Raw genomic sequence first — 22,098 nt, 5'->3', positions numbered from 1 at the left:
TCACGCGAAGGACATTCTCTGCCGATGCAGCGATTGCATCGGTAAAGACAGATTACGAAGACAGTCAGACGCATTACGCGTCTATCGGACAAAGGCGTCCCATGGAACCCGCAAGCTTGCTTGCGCGGTCCCTGGGACGCCTTTTTTGTTTTTGCGTTTTTTCGAGCACCAGGAATAGGAGCGGCCCAGCAATGAGGATCATCGTCATCGGGAATGGCATGGTTGGCCACAAGTTCGTCGAAGCCTTGATGGCCGCCGAGCATCAGGGCCCGCGTGCAAAGGGACCGCTGCAGGTCACCGTGCTCGGCGAGGAGTCGCGTGCCGCCTACGATCGCGTGCAACTGTCGTCCTTCTTCACCGGTACGACGGCCGACGGCTTGTCGCTGGTGGCGCCGGGCTATTACGATGCCGATCATCCTACCGGTACGACGTCGCTGCGCTTGAACGCCCGCGTTGCGCGTGTCGATGCCGCGTCGCATACGGTGTACCTCGTCGACGGCACGGCGCTTCCCTACGACAAGCTGGTCCTGGCGACGGGCTCCTACCCCTTCGTGCCGCCGATCCCGGGCAAGGACGCCGGCGATTGCTTCGTTTACCGAACGATCGACGACCTCGAAGCGATGCAGGCTTGCGGGGCGCGCTCCCGCGTGGGCGTCGTAATCGGCGGGGGGCTCCTCGGTCTGGAGTGCGCGAAAGCGTTGCGTGACATGGGGCTGCAGACGCATGTCGTGGAATTCGCGCCGCGCTTGATGGCGGCGCAACTCGACGAGGCCGGTGCACGGATGCTGCGCAGCAAGATCGAAGCGCTGGGCGTGACCGTGCATACCGGCAAGCAAACGCAATCGATCGATGCGCTAGACGTATCGGACGGGATGGATGCGACGTCCGGCGGTGGCGATGGCACGCCGCGTCGGCGCATGATGTTCGCCGATGGCAGCGCGCTCGATACGGACATGATCGTGTTCTCCGCGGGCATTCGTCCGCGCGACGAACTCGGCCGTCAGGCCGGCTTGAAAATGGGTGCGCGCGGCGGCGTGGCGATCGATGACCAATGTCGTACCAGCGATGCGGATATCTATGCCGTCGGCGAGTGCGCGGCATGGCAGGACCGCGTCTATGGCCTCGTCGCACCGGGCTATCAAATGGCCCGTGTCGCGGCGGCGCATCTGCACGCGCTGGCCGCCGAGGTCGACGACGCCTCCCATCTGGATGCCACGCAGATGATGGCATTCACCGGTGCCGACATGAGCACGAAGTTGAAGTTGCTCGGTGTCGATGTCGCGAGCATCGGCGACGCCCAGGCGGCGACGCCGGGCGCGCGCAGTTATCAATATAGCGACGAGCGTCGCGAGGTGTACAAGAAGATCGTCGTCTCGGCATGCGGACGCTTTCTGGAAGGGGCCATTCTCGTCGGCGACACCGCCGAATACGGCACCTTGCTGCAGATGATGTTGAATCGGATCGCACTGCCGGAGGCCCCGGAATGGCTGATTCTGCCGACCGCCGACGGTGCGCCCGCAGTGGCCGGCATCGGCGTGGATGCCTTGCCCGACAGCGCGCAGGTGTGTTCGTGTAACGACGTATCGAAGGGCGCGATCTGCGCCGCCGTGCGCGCTGGCGCGACGTCGATCGGCGCGGTGAAATCGGCGTGCAAAGCCGGGACGACCTGCGGCGGCTGCGTGCCGCTGACGACGCAGGTGATGAAAGCCGAAATGAAGCGGCTCGGCCTGGAAGTGAACAATCATCTCTGCGAGCATTTTCCGTTCTCGCGGCAGCAGCTGTATCACATCGTCCGCGTGGAAGGGATTCGTACCTTCAGTACGCTGCTGGCGCGGCACGGCAAGGGCCTTGGCTGCGATATCTGCAAGCCGACGGCGGCAAGCATCTTTGCCTCCTGCTGGAACGACTTCGTGCTGCAACGCGACCATGCGCCGCTGCAGGACTCCAACGATTACTACCTTGCCAACATCCAGCGCGACGGCACGTATTCGGTCGTGCCGCGGATGGCGGGCGGCGAAGTCACGCCCGATGGCTTGATCGCGGTGGGGCAGGTGGCCAAGCGTTATGGCCTCTATACGAAGATCACCGGGGGGCAGCGGGTCGATCTCTTCGGCGCGCGCGTCGAACAGTTGCCGTTGATCTGGGAGGAGTTGATCGCTGCCGGATTCGAATCCGGTCATGCCTACGGCAAGTCGTTGCGGACGGTGAAGTCCTGCGTTGGGTCGACATGGTGCCGTTTCGGCGTGGGCGATTCGGTCGGTCTCGCGATCGAGTTGGAGAATCGCTACAAGGGACTGCGCGCGCCGCACAAGATCAAGTTCGGCGTTTCGGGCTGCACGCGGGAGTGCGCCGAGGCGCAGGGCAAGGATATCGGCGTGATCGCCACCGAGCGTGGCTGGAATCTCTATGTCTGCGGCAATGGCGGCATGAAGCCGCGCCACGCGGAACTGCTCGCATCCGATCTCGATAAAGAGACCTTGATCCGCTATATCGATCGCGTGTTGATGTTCTATGTGAAAACCGGCGACCGCTTGCAACGCACCAGTGTCTGGCGCGACAACCTCGAAGGCGGATTGCCTTATCTGGTCGACGTGGTCGTCAACGATTCGCTGGGCATCGGTGCGGAGCTGGAAGCGCAGATGGCGCACGTCGTCGATACCTACGAATGCGAATGGCGCAAGGCCGTCACGGATCCGGAGACGCGCAAGCGCTTCCGGCACTTCGTCAACAGCGATGCCGCGGACGACCGGGTGCTGTTCGTCGAGGAGCGCGGTCAGATTCGTCCCGCCAACGAGGCGGAGCGGGCGGCCCATCCGACGGCCGTGCAGGACGAGGAACCAAGCGATAACGCCTTGGTGGGCGACGGAATGTGATGTTGGCGAACCGCGACGGTGTCGCTTCGATCGATCCAGGAGTATCCGATGCAAATGACTGAAACAGCGCCGCTCCCGAGCGCACTGCAATCCCCCGATCTGGCCGGACTGCATATCGATGCGACCTGGCAGCGCGTGTGCCGCCTCGACGACATCGTGCCCGACACGGGCGTATGCGCCTTGCTCGGCCAGGCGCAGGTTGCCGTATTCCGCGTGACCGTGCCGGAGGGCGCGTTGGCCCTCGGTTCACAAGAAGCGGTAATCGGCACGTCGACATCGGGCAGCCAGGAAGCGCTGTTTGCGATCGGCAACGTCGACCCGCACTCCGGCGCCGCGGTGCTGTCGCGCGGCGTGACAGGCAGCCTGGGTGCGCGGATCGTCGTCGCCTCGCCGCTGTACAAGCAACATTTCGATCTCCGCACGGGCGAGTGTATCGAGTCGCCCGCGCATGCGGTGCGCGCCTATCGCGTTGCGCTGAAAGACGGTGCGGTCTGGCTGGCTGCTTGATCCGACTTCGCGTGTGGCGGCCGTCATCTCGCGGTGACGGCCCGGCATACACGCTTTCGTCCCTCCTCCTCTGCAAAGTCCGATGAACGATTCGATGAAGGCCTCGATAGCATCGACGGTATCCACACAGGATGCCGCAGACCTTTCGGACAGTCCGCGCCAGGTGCGCGGTGCCTGCCCGTATTGCGGGGTGGGATGCGGCATCGTCATGCATGTGAAGCAGGAACGCATCGTTCGAATCACCGGCGATGCCGCCCATCCGACGAACCGCGGCCGGCTTTGCACGAAGGGGCAAACCGCGCATCAGGCGATCGGCGATTCGGGCCGTCTCGCGCAGGCCTATGTGCGGCATGCCCGTAACGCCGACCCGGCGCCGATGCCGATGCCGCGCGCGATTGCGGAGACGGCACGCCGACTGCGCGCCATCGTCGATCGTGACGGCCCGGGCGCGGTGGCATTCTATCTGTCGGGGCAGATGTCGATCGAGGCGCAATACCTGGCGACCAAGCTGGCGAAAGGCTTTATCCGTACGCCGCATGTGGAGGCGAACTCGCGGTTGTGCATGGCGAGCGCGGCCAGCGGCTACAAGCAATCGTTGGGCGCTGACGGGCCGCCGGGGTCCTATGACGACATCGATCATGCCGATGTGTTCCTGGTGACGGGCGCCAACATGGCCGATTGCCATCCCATCCTGTTCCTGCGGATGATGGATCGCGTGAAAGCCGGTGCCAAGCTGATCGTCGTCGATCCGCGGCGCACGAGTACGGCCGATAAAGCCAGCTTGTATTTGCGGATTCGTCCCGGCACCGACCTTGCCTTGCTCAACGGCCTGTTGCATCTGCTCCGACAAAACGGTCAGACGGACCCGGCCTTTATCGCGGCCCATACGGAAGGTTGGGATGCGATGTCGGCGCTCCTCGACGACTACACGCCGCGTCATGTATCGCAGGTCACTGGTATTGCCGAGGCGGATCTCCGCACGGCGGCGCAATGGATCGGCGAGGCAGGAGAGTGGAGCAGCTTCTGGACGATGGGCTTGAACCAGAGCACGCATGGCGCCGATCACACGACGGCGCTCTGCAATCTGCACCTCGCGACAGGGAAGATCTGCCGGCGCGGTAGCGGGCCGTTTTCCCTGACGGGCCAGCCCAATGCGATGGGCGGCCGCGAGATGGGGTATATGGGCCCGGGCCTGCCGGGGCAACGGGTATTGCAGGACCCGCGCGATCGCGCCTTCGTCGAGGACCTCTGGGGGCTGCCGCCGGATAGCCTGAAGGCGCTGCCGTCGTCATCGTTGCCGCCGGCGGGCGGCACCATCGATCTGTTCGAACGGATGGCGACCGGCGAGATCAAGGCGATCTGGATCATCTGCACGAACCCGGTGGCGTCGGTGCCGAATCGGCAGACGGTGATCGACGGCTTGCGTCGCGCGGAATGCGTGATCACGCAGGACGCCTTCATGGATACCGAGACGAATCATTACGCCGATGTGCTGCTGCCCGGTGCGTTGTGGGCGGAAGGCGAAGGGGTGATGATCAACTCCGAACGCACGCTGACGCTGACGCCGCAAGCGGTGCCGGCACCGGGCGACGCACAGGCCGATTGGCGCATTATCGCGGCCGTCGCGCGGGCGATGGGCTATGGCGACGCCTTCGACTATGCCGATGCGGCCGCCGTGTTCGAGGAGATTCGTCGCAGCACGAATCCGGACACCGGCTATGACCTGCGCGGCGCGAGCCACGCCCGCCTGGAGGACGGGCCGTTGCAATGGCCTTGCCCGCCGACGGCCGAGCAGGGACGCAATCCGATTCGTTACCTGAACGATGGCCTCAGCCAAGCGCTGCGCGTCGGCGAGGATGGCATGCGTCCCGCCTTGGTGTTCCCGACGCCGAACGGCAAGGCGCGCTTTCATGCGCGTTCCTATCGCGCGCCGGCCGAGCATCTCGATAGCGTGTATGGCGTCGTGTTGAACACCGGCCGCGTGCAGCATCAGTGGCACACGATGACGAAGACGGGAAAGATCGCGACCTTGAACAAGCTGAACGGCGCGCCCTTTGTCGAAGTGCATCCGGACGATGCACTCGCGGCCGGCATCGTCAACGACGATCCCGTCGAAATTCGGTCCCGCCGCGGCCGTGCGGTGTTACCCGCCATCGTTACGGACCGCGTGGCGCCAGGCGAGTGTTTTGCGCCGATTCACTGGAACGATGTATTCGGCGATGCGCTGTGCATCAACACGGTGACGCAGGACGCGGTCGATCCGGTCTCGTTGCAACCGGAAATGAAATACAGCGCGGTGACCCTGACCCGAATGGACAAACCCGAACCGGCGCGGGTGGAAACGCCTGCAGTAGCGGCGACCACAGCGGCGGCATCGTCGTCGTGGGAGAAGATCCTCGTGGAAGGCATGGCATTGGCGGACATGCATGCACCGAAGCCCGGCGTGACCGCCTTGGCTGCCGCGTGCGGATTGACATCGGTGTTGGCTGCCAGCCCGCCGCCGGCTTTGAACGAGATCGAACAGCGTTATCTCGCCGGCTTTTTGCACGGCCTCGATGCGCGGCGTGCCTTGTCGGAAGCGCGGCAGGCGGCATCCGGCGCCGTGGCGCGGGAAGGCGGAACGCCGCCGCCGACGTTGCCGTCGAATGCACCGTTCGACCCTCTGCATCGCGCCTGGATCGACGGCATGCTCGCGGGCGGCCTCGACACGTGGATGCGCGGCGCCGAGGGCGCGTCTGCGGCGATAGCGGCACCGCCAAGCGGTGGCGTAAGCAACGTATCGGGTGCCAAACCGCGGCCGAAAGTGACGTTGCTGTGGGCATCGCAGACCGGCACGGTGGAAGGTCTCGTCGAACCGTTCGCGATGCGCCTGATGGGGGCCGGTTGCGAAATACGCACTGCCTGCATGAGCGATGTCGTGCCGTCGGCGTTTGCCGCGACGGCGACGGGCGCTGCGGCGATCCATGCCGCCCAGGGCGAGGCGGGACGCTATTTGCTGCTGATGAGCAGCACCTTCGGCGACGGGGAGGCACCCGATAACGGACGCGCTTTCTGGGACGGCTTGACCGAGATGCCATCGGACAGTTTCGCGCAGACGGGCTTCGCGGTGCTGGCCTTCGGCGATCGGCATTACGACCAGTTTTGCGGCCATGGCGCGCGGCTCGATGCACGCTTCGACGCATTGGGCGGTCGTCGTCTGCATGCACGCGTCGAATGTGAATCCGACGACCTGACGTTGGCGGACCAGTGGCTGGATCAAGTGATCGTCGCGATCAAGCGCGACCATGCGGGAAGCGGTGCGAATGCCTCCGCTGCGACGGCTAACACGATGGCCGGCACGACGCCGATGCCCGGCGCAATGACGAGCGCAAACGGAAACGTAAACGCACTCCCGACCGCGCCGATCGCTACGCGTGCGACGAACGATGCAGCGCCCGGACAGGCGCGGGGCGGCAGCGCTGCCGCATCGGTCGGCATCGCCTCGGCGGTGCCGAGCAAGATGCGTCCGGCGAGAGTCTCGGTGATCGCGAATATTCGCCTGAACGGCGAGGGCGCCACAAAGGACACGCGGCGTATCGCACTCTCGATCAAAGGCACGGGGCTGCAATACGAGGCGGGCGACGCCTTGGGCATCTGGCCGACCAATTGTCCGGCGCTGGTGGACGAAATCCTGGCGCTGACCGGTGCCGACCCGGATGCGATGGTGCCGTTGACGGGCCCGTCGCCGATGTTCGGCCATGACATGCCGACCGCCGTGCGATTGGCCGACGGCCTGCTGCACTATTTCGAGATCGGTCGGCCGCATGCCGCCTTGCTGGAACGGATTGCCGAGCATACGTCCGAGCCGGGGCGCGGCGCGCTGCGCAGCTTGCTCGCGCCCGATCGCAAGACCGAATTGCAGGCCTGGCTCTGGGGGCGCCAACTGGCGGATGTGCTCGATGCCTTTCCGGTACGGCTCGATGCGTTAGCGCTCGCGACCGTCCTGAAACGGCTGCAGCCGCGGCTGTATTCGATCGCCTCGAGCCCGCTCACGCATCCGGATGAAATTCACCTCACGGTCGGCACGGTTCGCTATCTGAGTCAGCCCAACGGCATGCGCCCGGTTCGCGACGAACAGGTGATCTTCGATGGTGGCGGCCATCTGCATGCGACCGCGTTCACGCAAGCGCGGCGTGCCGATGGCGCCGATCGTGACGCGACCGATAACGCCGAGGAGGCGATGCATCGCCGGGCCGGCGGCATCGAGGGCGTGTCCTCTGGCGTGCGTTGGCGTAAGGGCGTGTCGTCGACATTTCTCGCCGATCGTGCAGCGGATGCGGTGGTTCCGGTCTTCGTACAGTCGTCGCCGCATTTTCGCGCGCCCCGTGATGCCACGACGCCGATGATCATGGTCGGCCCCGGCACCGGGATCGCACCGTTTCGCGGCTTCCTGCAGGAACGACAAGCCCGTGGCCATACGGGGCGCAATTGGCTCTTCTTCGGCGAACGCAATGCCGACACCGATTACTACTATCGCGACGAGCTGCTTGGTTGGCAGCGTGACGGACTGCTGACGCGACTCGATACGGCGTTTTCGCGCGATCAATCACATAAATGCTATGTGCAGGACCGTTTGCGTGAGCAGGGTGCACAGCTATGGTCCTGGCTCCGCGACGGCGCGGTGTTCTATGTCTGTGGCGACGCGAGCCGCATGGCCAAGGATGTCGATATGGCACTGCGGGATGTCGTCGCGCGACACGGCGGGATGGACGAGGCGCAAGCGAGCGCATATCTGCGCGACATGATGCGCGACAAGCGGTATTTGCGGGATGTGTATTGACGAGTAAGCAAGCGGGTGAGGGTGGTGTGGCGTGCGCGGCGGTATTGCATGGCGGTATTGCGTAGCGGCGAAGTCGGGGCGGGCATACGCGCGGTAAGCGATGTATCGCGTCCCAGGCGCTCGCGGCGGGGTTTTCAAGACATTTATCTATTTAGAGAAACGGCGATGAAGAATGTCCTAGCATCTTTGCGGTCCGGTGACTGGCGGGCCCTGCTGGCCTGCTTCCTGTACTTCGATACCGGCTTTACGGTATGGGTGTTGTATGGTCCGCTGGCGCCGTTCATCGGCAAGAGCATTGCGATGTCTCCATCGCAGCAAGGCTTTCTGGTGGCCGTGCCGGTATTGGCGGCGGCCATCCTGCGGGTGACGCTGGGCAATCTCTATCAGAGTGCGCCCGGCAAACGTGTGGCCTTGCTGGGCGTCGCCCTGTCGGCGATTCCGGTTGTCGTGCTGCCGATCATGGGCATGATGGGGATTCAGGCATCGGTGCCGGTCCTGATGGTTCTGGGGGTGTTCCTTGGCGTGGGCGGCGCGAGCTTCGCCGTGGCACTGCCGATGGCGGGCAGCAACTATCCGCCGCGCGTGCAGGGCCTGGTCCTGGGGCTTGCCGCCGCGGGGAATATCGGTGCGGTGCTGGACGGCTTCCTGTTCCCGCGTCTGGCGAACGCCTATGGTTGGGAGCTGGCTGTGGGCGGTGCCGTGCCGTTGCTGGCGATCGCTGCCCTGGCCTTGTATTTCTGGGCGAACGACAGCGGCGCGAAGTCGGGCAGTGCACGTCGCGCGTTGGTCGGCTTCACCGTCACCGTGGTGGGACTGATCGCGCTGGTACTGATGGTCTCGGAGGGCGTGTTCGGCACTGGCAAGACCGGCGTGCTGCTGTTGCCGGTCATGGGGGCCGCCCTGGCGATCGCCGTATTGCCGAAACACTATCGCGCGGTGCTGGGCGAGCGTGACACCTGGGTGGTCATGCTGGTGTACAGCATCACGTTTGGCGGCTTCGTCGGCATGTCCTCGTATGTGGCCTTGCTGCTGACGAACCTCTACCAACTGTCGAAGATCGACGCGGGCCTTTTCATGGCCTTGCTCGCGGCCATCGGGGCGCTGGTACGGCCGATCGGCGGTTTGATCGCCGACCGCGTCTCCGGCGTGCGTGCGCTGACGGTGCTGCTGGCGGTGATCTGCGGCGCCGACATGGTGTTCGCCTTGACGACACCGGCGCTGCCGGCCGGTATCGCGGTACTGATCGTGCTCTATCTCGCGTTCGGCATGGGCAATGGCGCCACGTTTCAACTGGTGCCGCATCGGTGGGCCGGTCGCACCGGTTTGCTGTCCGGGATCATCGGCGCGGCCGGCGGTATCGGCGGTTTCTATCTGCCGGTGATCATGGGCATCGCGAAAGAAAGCACGGGCAGCTATCAGATGGGCTTCGCCACGTTCGCGGCGCTCGCGGGCCTTGCGTTCGTCGCCGTCGTCGCATTGCGTCGGGCCTGGCTGGGTTGGTCGCTGCGCGCGCATGACGCCGGTGCGACGCCGATGCACGCGACCGAATAAGCGCAGGGCCAGCGCACGCCGCGTCGCGACGGAGTCATCCATCCTGACGCGGTGGAGGCGGGATGCTATCCTCTCGGTCGCCGGCCCGTGCCGGCGTCGACGCGGCGGCATTCCGCTCGCGATCGGCGCCCCGCACCGGCTTCCCGAATCGCCCGAGAGTTTTGTTCCGCCATGAATCCTTTGATCAAACGCGCGTCTGCCGAAGCACGCGCCTTCTCCCGCGGCAAGCGGGCGACCGCCGCGTCGCGCGCGTCCGTCGCGCAGGACCTGGACGACGATGTCGCGCCGCGCGTCGAGCGATCATCGCGCAAGCGACGCACGCCGCGGGAAGCGATGCCCGACGACCTGGCGCGGGCCGACCAGTCGATGCGCAAGGCGGCGCCGCGCACCGAGCCGCGCTTCGCCCCTGTGACGTTCTCCGAGATGGACGGCGTGCGTTTCCTGCATTTCGGGACCGAGTGGGTGCAGGGCGCCATGCGGCTGCGCAAGCCCTACGATCTGGAACTGGAATACGCACAGCAGATGATGGCCTGGCTACTGTTCCTGGACGCCCCGACGCAGATCACGCAACTTGGCCTGGGTTCGGCATCGTTGACGAAGTGGTGCCATCGCTTCCTGCCGAAGTCGCACGTGGAAGCGGTCGAACTGAATGCGTCGGTGGTGGTGGCCGCGCGTAGCATGTTCGGCTTGCCGGACGACGATGCGCGACTGGCTGTCGTGCAGGCCGATGCGTGGGATTACGTGCATGACGCGGCCAATGGCGGACGCGTCGGTGTCCTGCAAGTGGACCTGTACGATGCCACCGCGCGCGGTCCGGTGCTGGACTCCGCTGCGTTCTACCGTGCCTGCCGTCTGTCGCTGACGACGCCGGGCATGCTGACCGTCAATCTATTCGGCGATCATCCGAGTTTTGCGCGCAATATGCGCAACCTCGAAGCGGCGTTCGACGGGCGCGTCATCGCGCTGCCGATCGTCCATGACGGAAATCGGATCGCACTCGCTTTTTCGGGGCCGCCCTTGTCCTTTCCGTGGTCATTCCTCGAAGAACGGGGCAAACTGTTGCAAAAAACCACGAGTTTGCCTGCGATCTCCTGGGTTCGGGCATTACGCGAGGCCGTTGGCGGCAGTCAGGGCACCGAAAGTTTCACGATTTGATTTAGAATGCTTTCCCGATAGGGATGCTTCATAAAATCATCCCGCCTCGTCGTTTCCCCGCCGCGCGGGGCGCCACCTTACCGGTTGGCGTTTCGCGCCCAACTGGCACCGGATCGACACCGAACCGGTGTCTTCCCTGTGTCGGCTGGCTGGTTTTAGCGCCTTCGACGCCCAGGCCACGAGCCCCGGCAAAAGTGCGCCCTGACGGGTGGCAACGCCGTCATCGCCCGATCGTCTCGCCACGCTCGGGCCGGTGATCCGCGCTGCTACCGTCAGGGCCACGCGCCCGCGCCCGTACGACGATCCCTTCGTCGACCGGCCCATTTTCACCCCGCTTTGAGGTTTCGACGCCGCCGCGCCGTAATGGCCGCCACGCGTCCTTGCCGTTGGAGAACTCCATGTCGCGCCCGGACCCGTCCGATGCACGAGCCAAGCACTGGCTGTGGCTCTTGCTGGTGCCCTATATCGCCTTGATGTGGGTGCCGTTCTATAACAAGATCGAGCCCACGTTGTGGGGCTTTCCGTATTTCTATTGGTACCAGCTGTTGTGGGTGGTGTTGAGCTCGGCCATCACCGCGTTCGTGTATTTCAAGACAAAGCGCTATTTCCTGAGCCGGCGTCAAAAGGGAGAGGGCGCATGAACGTCGTCGCTACCGCAGTCTTTATTCTGTTCTTCGTCGGCGTGACGATCGTCGGCTTCATGGCCGCGCGGTGGCGTCGGGGCGATCTGGCGCAGCTCGACGAGTGGGGCCTGGGCGGTCGCCGTTTCGGTACGCTGATCACGTGGTTCCTGCTGGGCGGCGATCTGTACACCGCCTATACGTTCGTGGCGGTGCCGGCGCTGGTGTTCGGTGCCGGCGCGACCGGCTTCTTCGCGATTCCGTATTCGGTGCTGATCTATCCGTTCGCCTTCGTCGTTTTCCCGAAATTGTGGGCGGTCGCGAAGAAGCACGGCTACATCACCGCCGCCGATTTCGTGCATGCGCGCTTCGGCAGCCGGACGCTGGCACTGCTGGTGGCCGTCACCGGCATCGTCGCGACGATGCCGTATATCGCCTTGCAATTGGTCGGGATCGAAGTCGTCATCGGCGGCCTGGGTCTGCCGACCCATGGCTGGGTGGGTGAACTGCCCTTGCTGATCGCTTTCCTGATCCTGGCGGCTTATACCTATACCAGCGGCCTGCGCGCGCCGGCGATGATCGCCGTCGTCAAGGACGTGCTGATCTATATCGTGATCGCCGCGGCGATCATCGTGATCCCGGCACAGTTGGGTGGCTTCGGTCATATCTTCGCGGCTGTGCCTGTCGAGAAGTTGATCATGAAGGCGCCGGATGCGACGAGCCTGAACGGCTATAGCGCGTACTCGACATTGATGATCGGTTCGGCCGTTGCGGTGTTCCTGTATCCGCACTCGGTGACGGCCTTGTTGAGCGCATCGTCGGGCGGCGCGATCCGTCGCAATATGGCGATGCTGCCGGCTTACTCGATCGTGTTGGGTCTGTTGGGTCTGCTGGGCTTCATGGCCTTGGCCTCCGGCGTCAAGGACATGCCGGAATTCGTGCCGTACTTCAAGGTCTATGGTCCGAACTTCGCGGTACCGGCGCTGTTCCTGCACTTCTTCCCGTCATGGTTCGTCGGCGTCGCTTTCGCGGCGATCGGTATCGGTGCCCTGGTGCCGGCAGCAATCATGTCGATTGCGGCGGCGAATCTGTACACGCGTAATATCCACCGCGTGTTCGTTAACAAGAACATGACCGGCAAGCAGGAAACCGATGTTGCAAAGCTGGTGTCGCTGGTGGTCAAGCTCGGCGCCGTGGCCTTCATCGTCTTCCTGCCGTTGCAGTTCGCGATTCAATTGCAACTGCTCGGCGGGATCTGGATCATCCAGACGCTGCCGTCCATTGCGCTCGGTCTGTTCACGCGTTTGCTGGATTACCGCGGTCTGATCCTCGGCTGGCTCGCGGGCATCGTGACCGGTACGTCGATGGCTGCCTCGCTGCACTTCAAGGGCACGATGTATGTGCTGCATATCGGCGGCATGGACGTGCCGGGCTATGCCGCGGTGTGGGCCCTGATCGTCAATCTGGTGGTCTCGATCATTGCCAGCATCGTCATCCGCGCACTGAAGTTGAAGGGCCCGGAAGACCGGACCCGTCCGGAAGACTATCTGGAAATGGCCGAGCATTGAGCCATGAAAAACCCCGAGGAAGGACGGAGGTCCTTTGCTCGGGGTGTCGGGCCCGGGTGCTATCACCCGGGCTGTCCCACCGCGACGAGTGGGCGATCGAAAGCCTGCTTACTTCTGCAATTCGACGATCAGCTTTTCCAGCTTGACCGCATCGGCTGCGAACTGGCGAATCCCTTCGGCCAGCTTTTCCGTCGCCATCGCATCGTCGTTCAACGCGAAACGGAACGACGACTCGTCGACATTGACGCGCGCGATATCGGACGCCTTCGACGCTGCCGGATCCAATTTGCGTGACACCGGCTCGTTCGAGTCGTGCAGCTTCTGCAACAGATCCGGGCTGATCGTCAGCAGGTCGCAACCGGCCAGCTCGGTGATTTGCGAAACGGTACGGAAGCTCGCGCCCATCACTTCGGTCGGATGGCCGAACTTCTTGTAGTACCCGTAGATGCTCTTGACCGATTGCACGCCCGGGTCATTGGCACCGCCGTCGCGCGCTTCGTCCCAGTTTGCACCGGCGCTCTTCTTGTACCAGTCATAGATCCGGCCGACGAACGGCGAGATCAGCTTCGCCTTGGCCTCGGCGCAGGCAACCGCCTGCGGCAACGAGAACAGCAATGTCATATTGCAGTCAATGCCTGCCGCTTGCAGCTTTTCGGCGGCACGGATGCCTTCCCACGTCGACGCGATCTTGATCAGGACGCGCTTCGGATCCACGCCGTAACCCTTGTACGACTCGATCAGCGAATGCGCCTTCTTGATCGTCGCTTCGGTGTCGAAGGACAGGCGAGCATCGACTTCGGTCGACACGCGGCCCGGAATGATCTTGAGGATTTCCTGACCGAAGGCCAGGATCAACTCGTCGATGATTTCCGGCAGCGGTTTGTTTTTGTGATCCTTGACGGTCTTTTCGAGCAGCGGACGGTACTCCGCCTTCTGCACGGACTTCAGGATCAACGACGGGTTGGTCGTGGCGTCTTGCGGCTTGTACTGTTCGAGGAGCTGGAAATCGCCCGAGTCGGCGACCACTGTGGTGTATTGCTTGAGCTGGTCTAACGATGTCATGTTCAGGCCTCCTTGTTCGGTGCTAACGGATGCGTCGGGCTAGGGCGCACCGGATGATGTTCTACGGGTGTGGGCGAATCGTCGGTGCGGCGGCGAGACACGGGCGGCAGAGGCGCGCGCGACAGCCGGGGCCGGAATCGCAAATCACTTCCGCTATTGTATGCCGCAACCGAGGCCGGCGCATGACGCAGGGCAGCCGTCGCACGGGGCCGCGCCGCAAGAAAGCGGGGGCCGCTGGCTCAGTGGCGCGTCGCGCGGCGTCTAATCCGCGTGATGTAGGCGGCGGCGTCCATTTCCGTACGGTTGCGCTGCGCTTCCCAAATGGTTTCGCCCAGGCAGTCGATGATTTCGTGCTGCGCGGCATGGGGATCGTCCAGCCGGGCGGCCAGGGCGTCGTAGGCCGCCCGGATGCCCGGTGGCTGGTCGATCGACAGTTGCTCCGACACCGCCAGGTGCAGCGACAGGTGCAGGAAGGGGTTGGTCTTGCCCTGCTCGGGCGTGTAGTCGCGCGCGACCGCGTCAGGGTCCTCGAGCGTTGGATGGGTTTCCGGATGATCGAGGATCCAGTCGGCGGCAATGGCTTCCATCGGCGTCAGGATCTCGCCCTCGCGGCGCTTGCGCCAGGTTTCGCAGAAAAAGCGACGGACATCGTCTCGGCTGGGATCGAACATGAGGGTGCTCGGGGTCAAACCGGTATTTTACGCTTCGCGGCAATCTGCCGTGCCTTTGCACCGGCCTCGCCAGACACGCCGACCGACTTGCGCGGCGCAGCCGCTTTTTTGGCCGCCGGCGACTTTGCCGCGGCGCCGCTTGCTTTCGCGCTGCCGGGCCGTTTCGCCGCGGCGGCCATTTGTTCCGGCAGCGTCAGGCGCGGCAGCGTTTTACTGCGGTTGGCGACCTTCATCACCTGACGCACATGGGCTTCGTCGGACGGGGCCGGCGTCTTTTCGCGGAATTCGCACAGCGGCTCGATGGCGCAATGCCAGCATTCGGGACGCCGGGCCTTGCAGACGTAGCGACCATGCAGCAGCAGCCAATGGTGCGCATCGTGCAGAAATTCGTCGGGCGTGAACTTGAGCAGTTTGTTTTCGACGACGGTGACGTCCTTGCCCGGGGCCATGCCGGTGCGGTTGGCCACGCGGAAGATATGGGTATCCACGGCGATCATCGGATGACCGAACGCCGTATTGAGGATCACGTTTGCCGTTTTGCGGCCGACGCCAGGCAGCGCTTCCAGTGCGTCCCGATCCTCCGGCACATCGCCGCCGTGCTTTTCCAGCAGCAGACCGCATAGCGCGATCAGATTGCGCGCCTTCGTTTTATATAAGCCGATCGTCTTGATGTACTGGGTCACGCCCGCTTCGCCCAGCGCCTGGATCGTCGAAGGCGTGTTCGCGACCGGAAACATCAAACGCATCGCCTTGTTCACGGAAACGTCGGTCGCCTGCGCCGACAGCATCACCGCCACCAGCAGTTCGAACGGCGTCTTGAATTCCAGCTCCGTCGTCGGGTGCGGATTCAGTTCACGCAGGGTCTCGTAGATCGCGCGGCGCTTTTCAGCGTTCATTCTGATCGTTCCTGGAGGCGGTAAACATAAGGGCGGGTTCGAGGGGGGAGACCGTCCGACGTCGCGCCGGTCGCGTCACCACGCGACGCCGGCGGGCGGGGTGTCAGGTTCCCGGCGGTTTGCGGGCGCTCGAGGCATCGGGCTGGCCGGCGGCGCGACGCGCGCGCGCGCGATCCAGCGCGGCCTGGATGATCGCTTGTTTGCGGGCCCGTTCGAGCGCTTCGATCGACACGCCGCCGTCATCGCCGGCAACAGGCGGACGGGACGCCTGGGACGCCGAGGATGCCGTCGTCTGGGCGTCGGATGTCGCGGAGCCGGTGCCGGCGCCCGACGTGATTTCCGCACCGTTCGGCGCAGCGGCGGCGCCCGTGTCGACGCCGCCGGCTGCGGGGATCGGCGGCCAGGGCATCCGTGCCTGGCGCACGCGCAGCGCCGCGCGTTCGTCCGCCGCCTGTTGTTCGGCGGCAAGCCGTGCGTTGCGTCGGGCGTGTTGTTCGCGTGCCGCCGCGGCCTGCGTCGCGGTCCAGGCGTCCCAGCCGGTGGCGTCGCCGGTAATCGGGACCATCTCGATGCAATCGACGGGGCAGGGGGCCACGCATAAGTCGCAGCCGGTGCAGGCGTCGTTCAACACGGTGTGCATCAGCTTTGCCGCGCCAACGATGGCGTCCACGGGGCAGGCTTTCGCACACAGCGTGCAGCCGATGCAGACGGACTCGTCGATGACGGCGCGCGGCCGTGGCCGCTCCACGCCGTGCGAGATGTCCAGTGGCTTTGCGGGGCGGCCCAGAAGCTGGGCGAGCCGAACCACGCCTTCCTGTCCGCCAGGAGGGCATTGATTGAAGTCGGCGCGGCCTTCGGCGATCGCGCGCGCATACGGCGTGCAGCCATCGAAGCCACACTTCGTGCATTGGGTTTGCGGCAGCAGGTCGTCGATGCGCTGCGCCAACTCGGATATCACGGGGAGAAATGTCCTGGGAATCATCGGCCGGCACGTCGATCGCGACGCGTCGGCGCGGTTTGTGCCTTGGCTGGCGGCTTCGGGAGGCCACCTGTTTATCTGCGTATTATCCGCTATTTGTGGCGCGACCTGCAAAAAGCCATGCTGTCCTTCCTTCGCGCCGGGCCAGGAAGCGATACGTGTGCCGGAAGCGTCGATCGCAGCACGAATGCGATGTCATTCGCTCGATCGGGAGCGGCAGATTCTCGGCGAAATCCGCTGATCCGGCGGCCGCTTCAGACCTGTCCTAAAGCTGCGTGCCATAATCGGGCCATCACGAAGAAGATCAGTGATACGAAGGACTTTAATCGAGAAGAGCACGCATGCTGGCGAACGGCGCCGTACGGGGCACAGGCTGGGTCTGCGTTATTTTTCTCGAGGGGCGTCAATCATTGGACAAGGAGGCGACATGACCCATGCGCTTGCGTTACATCCGAGCAATAGCCGACGTGACCCGGCCGGGACGCGACATCGCATTCTAACTGCCGCGATAGAGGAGTTTCGCTGCGGCGGACTCGCGGGCGCGCGGGTGGACAGCATTGCGAGACGGGCGCAAACGAATGAACGCATGCTGTATTACTATTTCGGCAACAAAGAGCAGCTCTTCGTGGCCGTTGTCGAAGACGTATATCAAAAATTTGCCGATGCGCAGGCAGGCATGGATCTCAGTCATGAGTCGCCCGAGTTGGCCATGCGACGTTTTGTGCGATTTATTTGGGAGTACTGTTATTTGCACCCGGAGGTCGTGCGCGTCATCAACAATGAAAATCTGCAGGAAGGGGTGCATCTGCGGTCGTCCGGCGCACGCAATGCGATGCGTCCCGTCATTGCGGCCTTGAGTCATTTATTGGAACGCGGCATCGCCGACGGGGCATTTCGTCAGCATGTCGATCCGCTGCATTTCTACCTGGCCATTTCGGGACTCGGGTATTACCTCGTCTCGAATCGTTTCACCTTGCATGCCGCGTTCGCGCGGGACCCGGCGGAGCCGTCGGAGCGCGAGCACCTGCTGACCCTGCATCTGGACATGTTGCTGGCCTATCTGCGCTGCGATGACGCATCGGTGCCCAGTCACGGTCGCGACCTGGTCGATGCGCTGGGAAGGGTGGGTGCGCCGGAGCGGGCCGCCGACTGCCTGTCTTCCGGCCGCGTGGCCGATGCGCGGTCCGCGCTGCACGACACGCGTCGGAACCGGGGCATCGATGCCGGCCCTGGGGCCGATCCGCTGCGGCAGCCGGTGCCGTCTTTCTTCCCGGGTATCGTACGGGCGGCCAATGCGGAAACGGAGCGCGGCGACGCTTCGGTGTCGGACGCGGCGCTGCGGCACAGAGGCGATGGGTTAGCAGAAGAGGGCGCGCCGGATGGAGAGGCGGCGCGTGCCGAGGCGGCATGCCGCGATGGCGCGACGCGCGCTCATAACGCCGGCGCGGAGCCGGCAGAGCGCCTTCGCGGCACCGTGGCGCTGACGTCGGTAGCGAGCACGACCGCCGGCCTGCCGACGAAGACCGCTTCCGGCGTCGGCGGCACGGGCGAACGACCTGCGGTGTTCTGGCCTAAGAGCCGTTTCCCTTCGCTGTAGTCTTGCTGCTGGCCGTGACGGCCCGCGCCGTTTTGCCGGCGGGCGCGGCGCGTGTCTTGCGAGCGGTCCGCGTTGGCGCCACGGCGACATCGCCGTCGTCCTCGGTGGCGCGCGCACGGCGCCGGGTGTTTTCCGGCGCGTCCGTCTCCGCTCCATCCGCCGCCCGACGGGTTTCAGCGGCGGCGATAAAGTCCCGGATGCGCGGGTAGACCTGCTGCCGCCAGCGACGGCCGGAAAAGATGCCGTAGTGTCCGGCCCCTTCAGCCGTGTAGTGGTGCTTTTGCGCGGCGGGGATGCCGCTGCACAGGTCATGGGCGGCCCGCGTCTGACCGTGCCCGGAGATATCGTCCAACGCCCCTTCCACCGTCAGCAGGGCGGTGTTGCGGATGGCCGCGGGACGCACGGGCTCGCCATCGACAGACCACGTGCCTTCGGCCAATCCAAACTCCTGGAAGACCACGCGGATCGTCTCGAGGTAATACTCGGCGGCCATGTCCAGCACGGCGTTGTATTCGTCGTAGAAGCGCCGATGTACATCGGCATCCTCTTCGTCGCCGCGCACCAAGTCCAGGTAATAGTCCCAGTGCGAGGCGAGATGGCGTTGCGGATTCATCGCGACGAAGCCGGTGTGCTGCAGGAAGCCCGGATACACCTGGCGACCGATGCCCGGATAGTGCGATGGCACGGTCCAGATCACATTCGATTCGAACCATTCGATGCTGTGCTGCGTCGCCAGCGAGTTCACCGATGTCGGCGATTTCCGGGCATCGATCGGGCCGCCCATCATCGTCATCGTCAAGGGCGTGTCTTCGCCGCGCGCCGCCATCAGCGCGACGGCGCCCAGCACCGGCACCGTCGGCTGGCAAACCGAAATAACATGCAGTTTGCGCGCACCGATAAAGCGGATGAAGCGCTCGATATAGTGGACGTAGTCGCTCAGGTCGAAGCGACCTGCCGAGAGCGGCACCATCCGGGCATCCGTCCAGTCGGTGACATACACCTTGTGATCAGCGAGCAGCGTCAGCACCGTGTCCCGCAGCAGCGTCGCATGATGCCCCGACAATGGCGCGCAGACCATGACCGATGGGTCGTCCTTCAACTCGACGATCGTGTCGTGATCGTCGGTATAGCGCTTGAAACGCAGCAGGCGGCAAAAAGGCAGTTCGAGCACCGTCTGCTGCACGATCGGAATAGCGCGGCCGTCGCGCATGATGTGGTCGATGCCGAAGCTCGGCTTTTCGTATTCCTTGCCAAGCCGATGCAGCAGCTCGAAGCCCGCCGAGGAGCGGCTGGCGCCCGGGACGAAAGAAAGCGGGTTGGCCGGATCGGCAAACGCCTTCGACACCATGTCCGCCCACGAGCTGAGCGGGGTCAGCATGGCGCGTTGCCATTCCACGAATTGATACAGCATCGTTCGGCCCTCCCTGTTGCTGCATGACGGTGCGGCGTCCTGTGCCGCACCGCCTGGGTTTCATGCCGACACGTCGACATGTGCCGGGGCATCCCGGCCGAAACTCAGCGTGTATCGCCTGACTACGCCGCCGAGGTCTCCTCATCGGATGAATCGATTTGTTCGGATGCAGGTGTCGTGCCGTCGGAGCGTGCCGAGGTCGTCTCGCTCGACGATGCCTCCGTGGCGTTGCCGGTTTGCCCGGTCACGGCGTGCACGAAAGCTTCGTTGTGCTGCATCAGATTCATTCCCGTATGCACCAGCGCGACATGCGAGAACGCCTGCGGGAAATTGCCGACCTGTCGCTGCGTATGCGGATCGAATTCCTCGGCCAACAGGCCCACGTCGTTGCAAAGCGCCAGCAAGCGCTCGTACAGCGCCACCGCTTCTGCCTCGCGGCCCTGCATATGATAGTTGTCCGCCAACCAGAAACTACAGGCGAGGAAGGTGCCCTCGCCGGGCGGCAAACCATCGGCGGTCTCGTGCGTGTGATAACGCTGAACCAGACCGTCGACGGTCAGATCGCGCGCGATGGCGTCCACCGTCGAGACGATACGGGGATCGTCCGCCGGCAGGAAGCCCACACTGGCCATCAACAGCAGGCTGGCGTCCAGCGCCTCGCCACCATACACCTGCGTGAAGCTGCCTACATTCGGGTTATAGCCTTTCTCGCAGACGTCGGCGTGGACCGCCGCGCGTACCGCGCGCCATTCGTCCAGCGGGCCTTCGAGGTGAAACTCCTCGGCGGAGCGGATCGCGCGGTCGAATGCCACCCAGGCCATGACCTTCGAGAAGGTGAAATGCTGGCGTCCGCCACGTACTTCCCAGATGCCTTCGTCCGGCTGATTCCACACCAGAACCAGATGATCGACCAAGGCTCGCTCGACCGCCCAGGCAGTATCGTCGGCCGGCAATCCTCCCACGCGCGCCACGTGCAGGGCGCTGAGAACTTCGCCGAACACGTCCAACTGCAGCTGGTCTACCGCGCCATTGCCGATGCGGACCGGTTTGGCGCCCTGATAGCCGGGCAACCAATCCACTTCCCATTCCGGCAGGCGACGTTCGCCGGCGATGCCATACATGATCTGCAGTTGTTTCGGCGATCCCGCGATCGCGCGGGTCAGCCAGGCGCGCCAGGCTGACGCTTCGTCGTAATACCCGGCCCGCATCAAGGCGAGCAGCGTGATGGTCGCGTCGCGCAGCCAGCAGTACCGATAGTCCCAGTTTCGGACCCCGCCGAGCTGTTCCGGCAACGACGTCGTGGCGGCGGCAACGATGCCGCCGGTCGGCTCGTAGGCCAGCGCCTTCAGCGTGATCAAGGAGCGCCGGACCTGCGCGGCCCATGGGCCGGTGACATTGCAGCGGGCTGCCCAGTCGCGCCAGTATGTCTGCGTGCGCGCCAAGGTCGAGCGCGGGTCGCTGGCGGGCGGGAGCGGGTGATGAGACGGCGCATAGGCCATCACGAAGGGCACCGTTTCCCCCTCGGATACGGTGAACGTCGCGTGAGTTTGCAAGCCTTCGCCCGTCATCTCGACCGGCGTCCGTAGCGTCACCATGTCCGGGCCGGAAATCGCGCGCATGCCGCTGCCGTCCTCGAGGCGGCTGACCCAGGGCACCGCATAGCCATAGTCGAAGCGCAGGGCCAGATCCATTTGCATATCGACTTTGCCTGATTGGCCGACCACCAGTCGCACGACTTCCGACCAGCCATTGCGCATCGGCATGAAGTCGATGACGACGACGCTCCCAGACGGCGTGTGATATTCCGTCTCGAGAATCAGCGTGTCGTCGCGGTAACGTCTGGCGTGCGCGGTGAGCGTGGGCGCCAGCGCCGCGGACGTCGTGCCCGCTGCGGAAGGGGGGTGCGCGCTATCGGCGGCGGCGCCATCGCCCACGGCGTGCGCCACCGGCGCGATTTGCCAGCGGCCATGCCGTGGCTCGCCCAAGAGAGCGGCAAAACAAGCCGCCGAGTCGAATCTCGGCCAGCACAACCAATCGATCGATCCGGTGCGGTCCACCAAGGCAGCGGTCTGGCCGTCGCCGATCAGCGCATAGTCTTCAATATTGGATGGCATTCAGTATCCCAATGTCAGAAAGGTGGATGCCTTCGTCATACGGGTCCTGCCGTGCTTCCGACGATAGCGGAGCGCGATGACGCCGATACGACGCCCGCCTTCCAGAATACGCTTTGCTGCGGTGCAGTGCCTGCGGCTTTTGCTTTTCCGCAACGGCGGTGAGGGATCGCATCGACAAAAAAAACGGCCCGCATCGAAACCGATGCGGGCCAATATCCGCCGTCTCACGGGGGCTTGACGGCGGTAGACCTGAAAAACCACCACATTTGCGCAAT

At 64.4% G+C, this 22,098-nt stretch carries 12 protein-coding genes and 2 pseudogenes; 8 read left to right on the top strand and 6 right to left on the bottom strand.

Features of this window, described 5'->3' with window-relative positions; all coding sequences use genetic code 11:
- The first annotated feature begins 191 nt into the window (after positions 1–191).
- From nirB to ABEG21_RS11550, 7 genes are all read left to right on the top strand, one after another.
- The gene (gene nirB / locus ABEG21_RS11580; protein WP_347554746.1) at positions 192–2,873 is read left to right on the top strand and encodes a nitrite reductase large subunit NirB; all 2,682 of its coding nucleotides are present in this window, start codon (positions 192–194) and stop codon (positions 2,871–2,873) included.
- 54 nt (positions 2,874–2,927) lie between these two features.
- Complete coding sequence (locus ABEG21_RS11575) at positions 2,928–3,380, top strand: nitrite reductase (NAD(P)H) small subunit family protein (RefSeq protein ID WP_347556750.1); 453 nt, start codon at positions 2,928–2,930, stop codon at positions 3,378–3,380.
- A 94-nt stretch (positions 3,381–3,474) separates the two neighbouring features.
- Complete coding sequence (locus tag ABEG21_RS11570) at positions 3,475–8,199, top strand: molybdopterin-dependent oxidoreductase (RefSeq protein WP_347554745.1); 4,725 nt, start codon at positions 3,475–3,477, stop codon at positions 8,197–8,199.
- A 165-nt stretch (positions 8,200–8,364) separates the two neighbouring features.
- A complete protein-coding gene (locus ABEG21_RS11565; RefSeq protein ID WP_347554744.1) occupies positions 8,365–9,750 on the top strand; it encodes an MFS transporter in 1,386 nt (461 codons plus the stop codon).
- A 171-nt stretch (positions 9,751–9,921) separates the two neighbouring features.
- Positions 9,922–10,905 carry a spermidine synthase gene (locus ABEG21_RS11560; RefSeq protein ID WP_347554743.1) on the top strand — a complete coding sequence of 328 codons (984 nt, stop codon included), beginning with the start codon at positions 9,922–9,924 and terminating at the stop codon, positions 10,903–10,905.
- Between the two features lie 398 nt (positions 10,906–11,303).
- A complete protein-coding gene (locus tag ABEG21_RS11555; RefSeq protein ID WP_347554742.1) occupies positions 11,304–11,546 on the top strand; it encodes a DUF3311 domain-containing protein in 243 nt (80 codons plus the stop codon).
- Complete coding sequence (locus tag ABEG21_RS11550; RefSeq protein ID WP_347554740.1) at positions 11,543–13,093, top strand: sodium:solute symporter; 1,551 nt, start codon at positions 11,543–11,545, stop codon at positions 13,091–13,093. The genes ABEG21_RS11555 and ABEG21_RS11550 overlap by 4 nt, the downstream gene beginning before the upstream one ends.
- Before the next feature lie 108 nt (positions 13,094–13,201).
- Here ABEG21_RS11550 and tal read toward each other — a convergent pair whose 3' ends face one another.
- The 4 genes and pseudogenes from tal to rsxB form a co-directional block, all read right to left on the bottom strand.
- Complete coding sequence (tal, locus tag ABEG21_RS11545) at positions 13,202–14,155, bottom strand: transaldolase (RefSeq protein ID WP_347554739.1); 954 nt, start codon at positions 14,153–14,155, stop codon at positions 13,202–13,204.
- 239 nt (positions 14,156–14,394) lie between these two features.
- Positions 14,395–14,826: a DUF1841 family protein gene (locus tag ABEG21_RS11540; RefSeq protein WP_347554738.1), complete on the bottom strand. Its 432-nt coding sequence runs from the start codon at positions 14,824–14,826 to the stop codon at positions 14,395–14,397.
- A gap of 254 nt (positions 14,827–15,080) precedes the next feature.
- Positions 15,081–15,722: pseudogene (gene nth, locus ABEG21_RS11535) on the bottom strand (endonuclease III); the annotation flags it as partial.
- A gap of 103 nt (positions 15,723–15,825) precedes the next feature.
- Positions 15,826–16,704, bottom strand: coding sequence for an electron transport complex subunit RsxB (gene rsxB, locus ABEG21_RS11530; RefSeq protein ID WP_347554737.1), 879 nt, complete (start codon positions 16,702–16,704; stop codon positions 15,826–15,828).
- A 424-nt stretch (positions 16,705–17,128) separates the two neighbouring features.
- Here rsxB and ABEG21_RS11525 point away from each other — a divergent pair.
- Positions 17,129–17,764: pseudogene (locus ABEG21_RS11525) on the top strand (TetR/AcrR family transcriptional regulator); the annotation flags it as partial.
- A 508-nt stretch (positions 17,765–18,272) separates the two neighbouring features.
- Here the strand turns inward: ABEG21_RS11525 and phaZ are convergent.
- A complete protein-coding gene (gene phaZ / locus ABEG21_RS11520; RefSeq protein ID WP_347554735.1) occupies positions 18,273–19,709 on the bottom strand; it encodes a polyhydroxyalkanoate depolymerase in 1,437 nt (478 codons plus the stop codon).
- A 122-nt stretch (positions 19,710–19,831) separates the two neighbouring features.
- Positions 19,832–21,823 (bottom strand): glycoside hydrolase family 15 protein, encoded by a 1,992-nt coding sequence (locus ABEG21_RS11515; RefSeq protein WP_347554734.1) that lies wholly within the window; start codon positions 21,821–21,823, stop codon positions 19,832–19,834.
- Positions 21,824–22,098: the final 275 nt, after the last annotated feature.

The sequence above is a fragment of the Robbsia sp. KACC 23696 genome, from assembly GCF_039852015.1.
Classification (GTDB): Bacteria; Pseudomonadota; Gammaproteobacteria; order Burkholderiales; family Burkholderiaceae; genus Robbsia.
The sequence above is the reverse complement of the archived record's forward strand: the minus strand, read 5'-3'. Positions and strand labels throughout refer to the sequence as shown.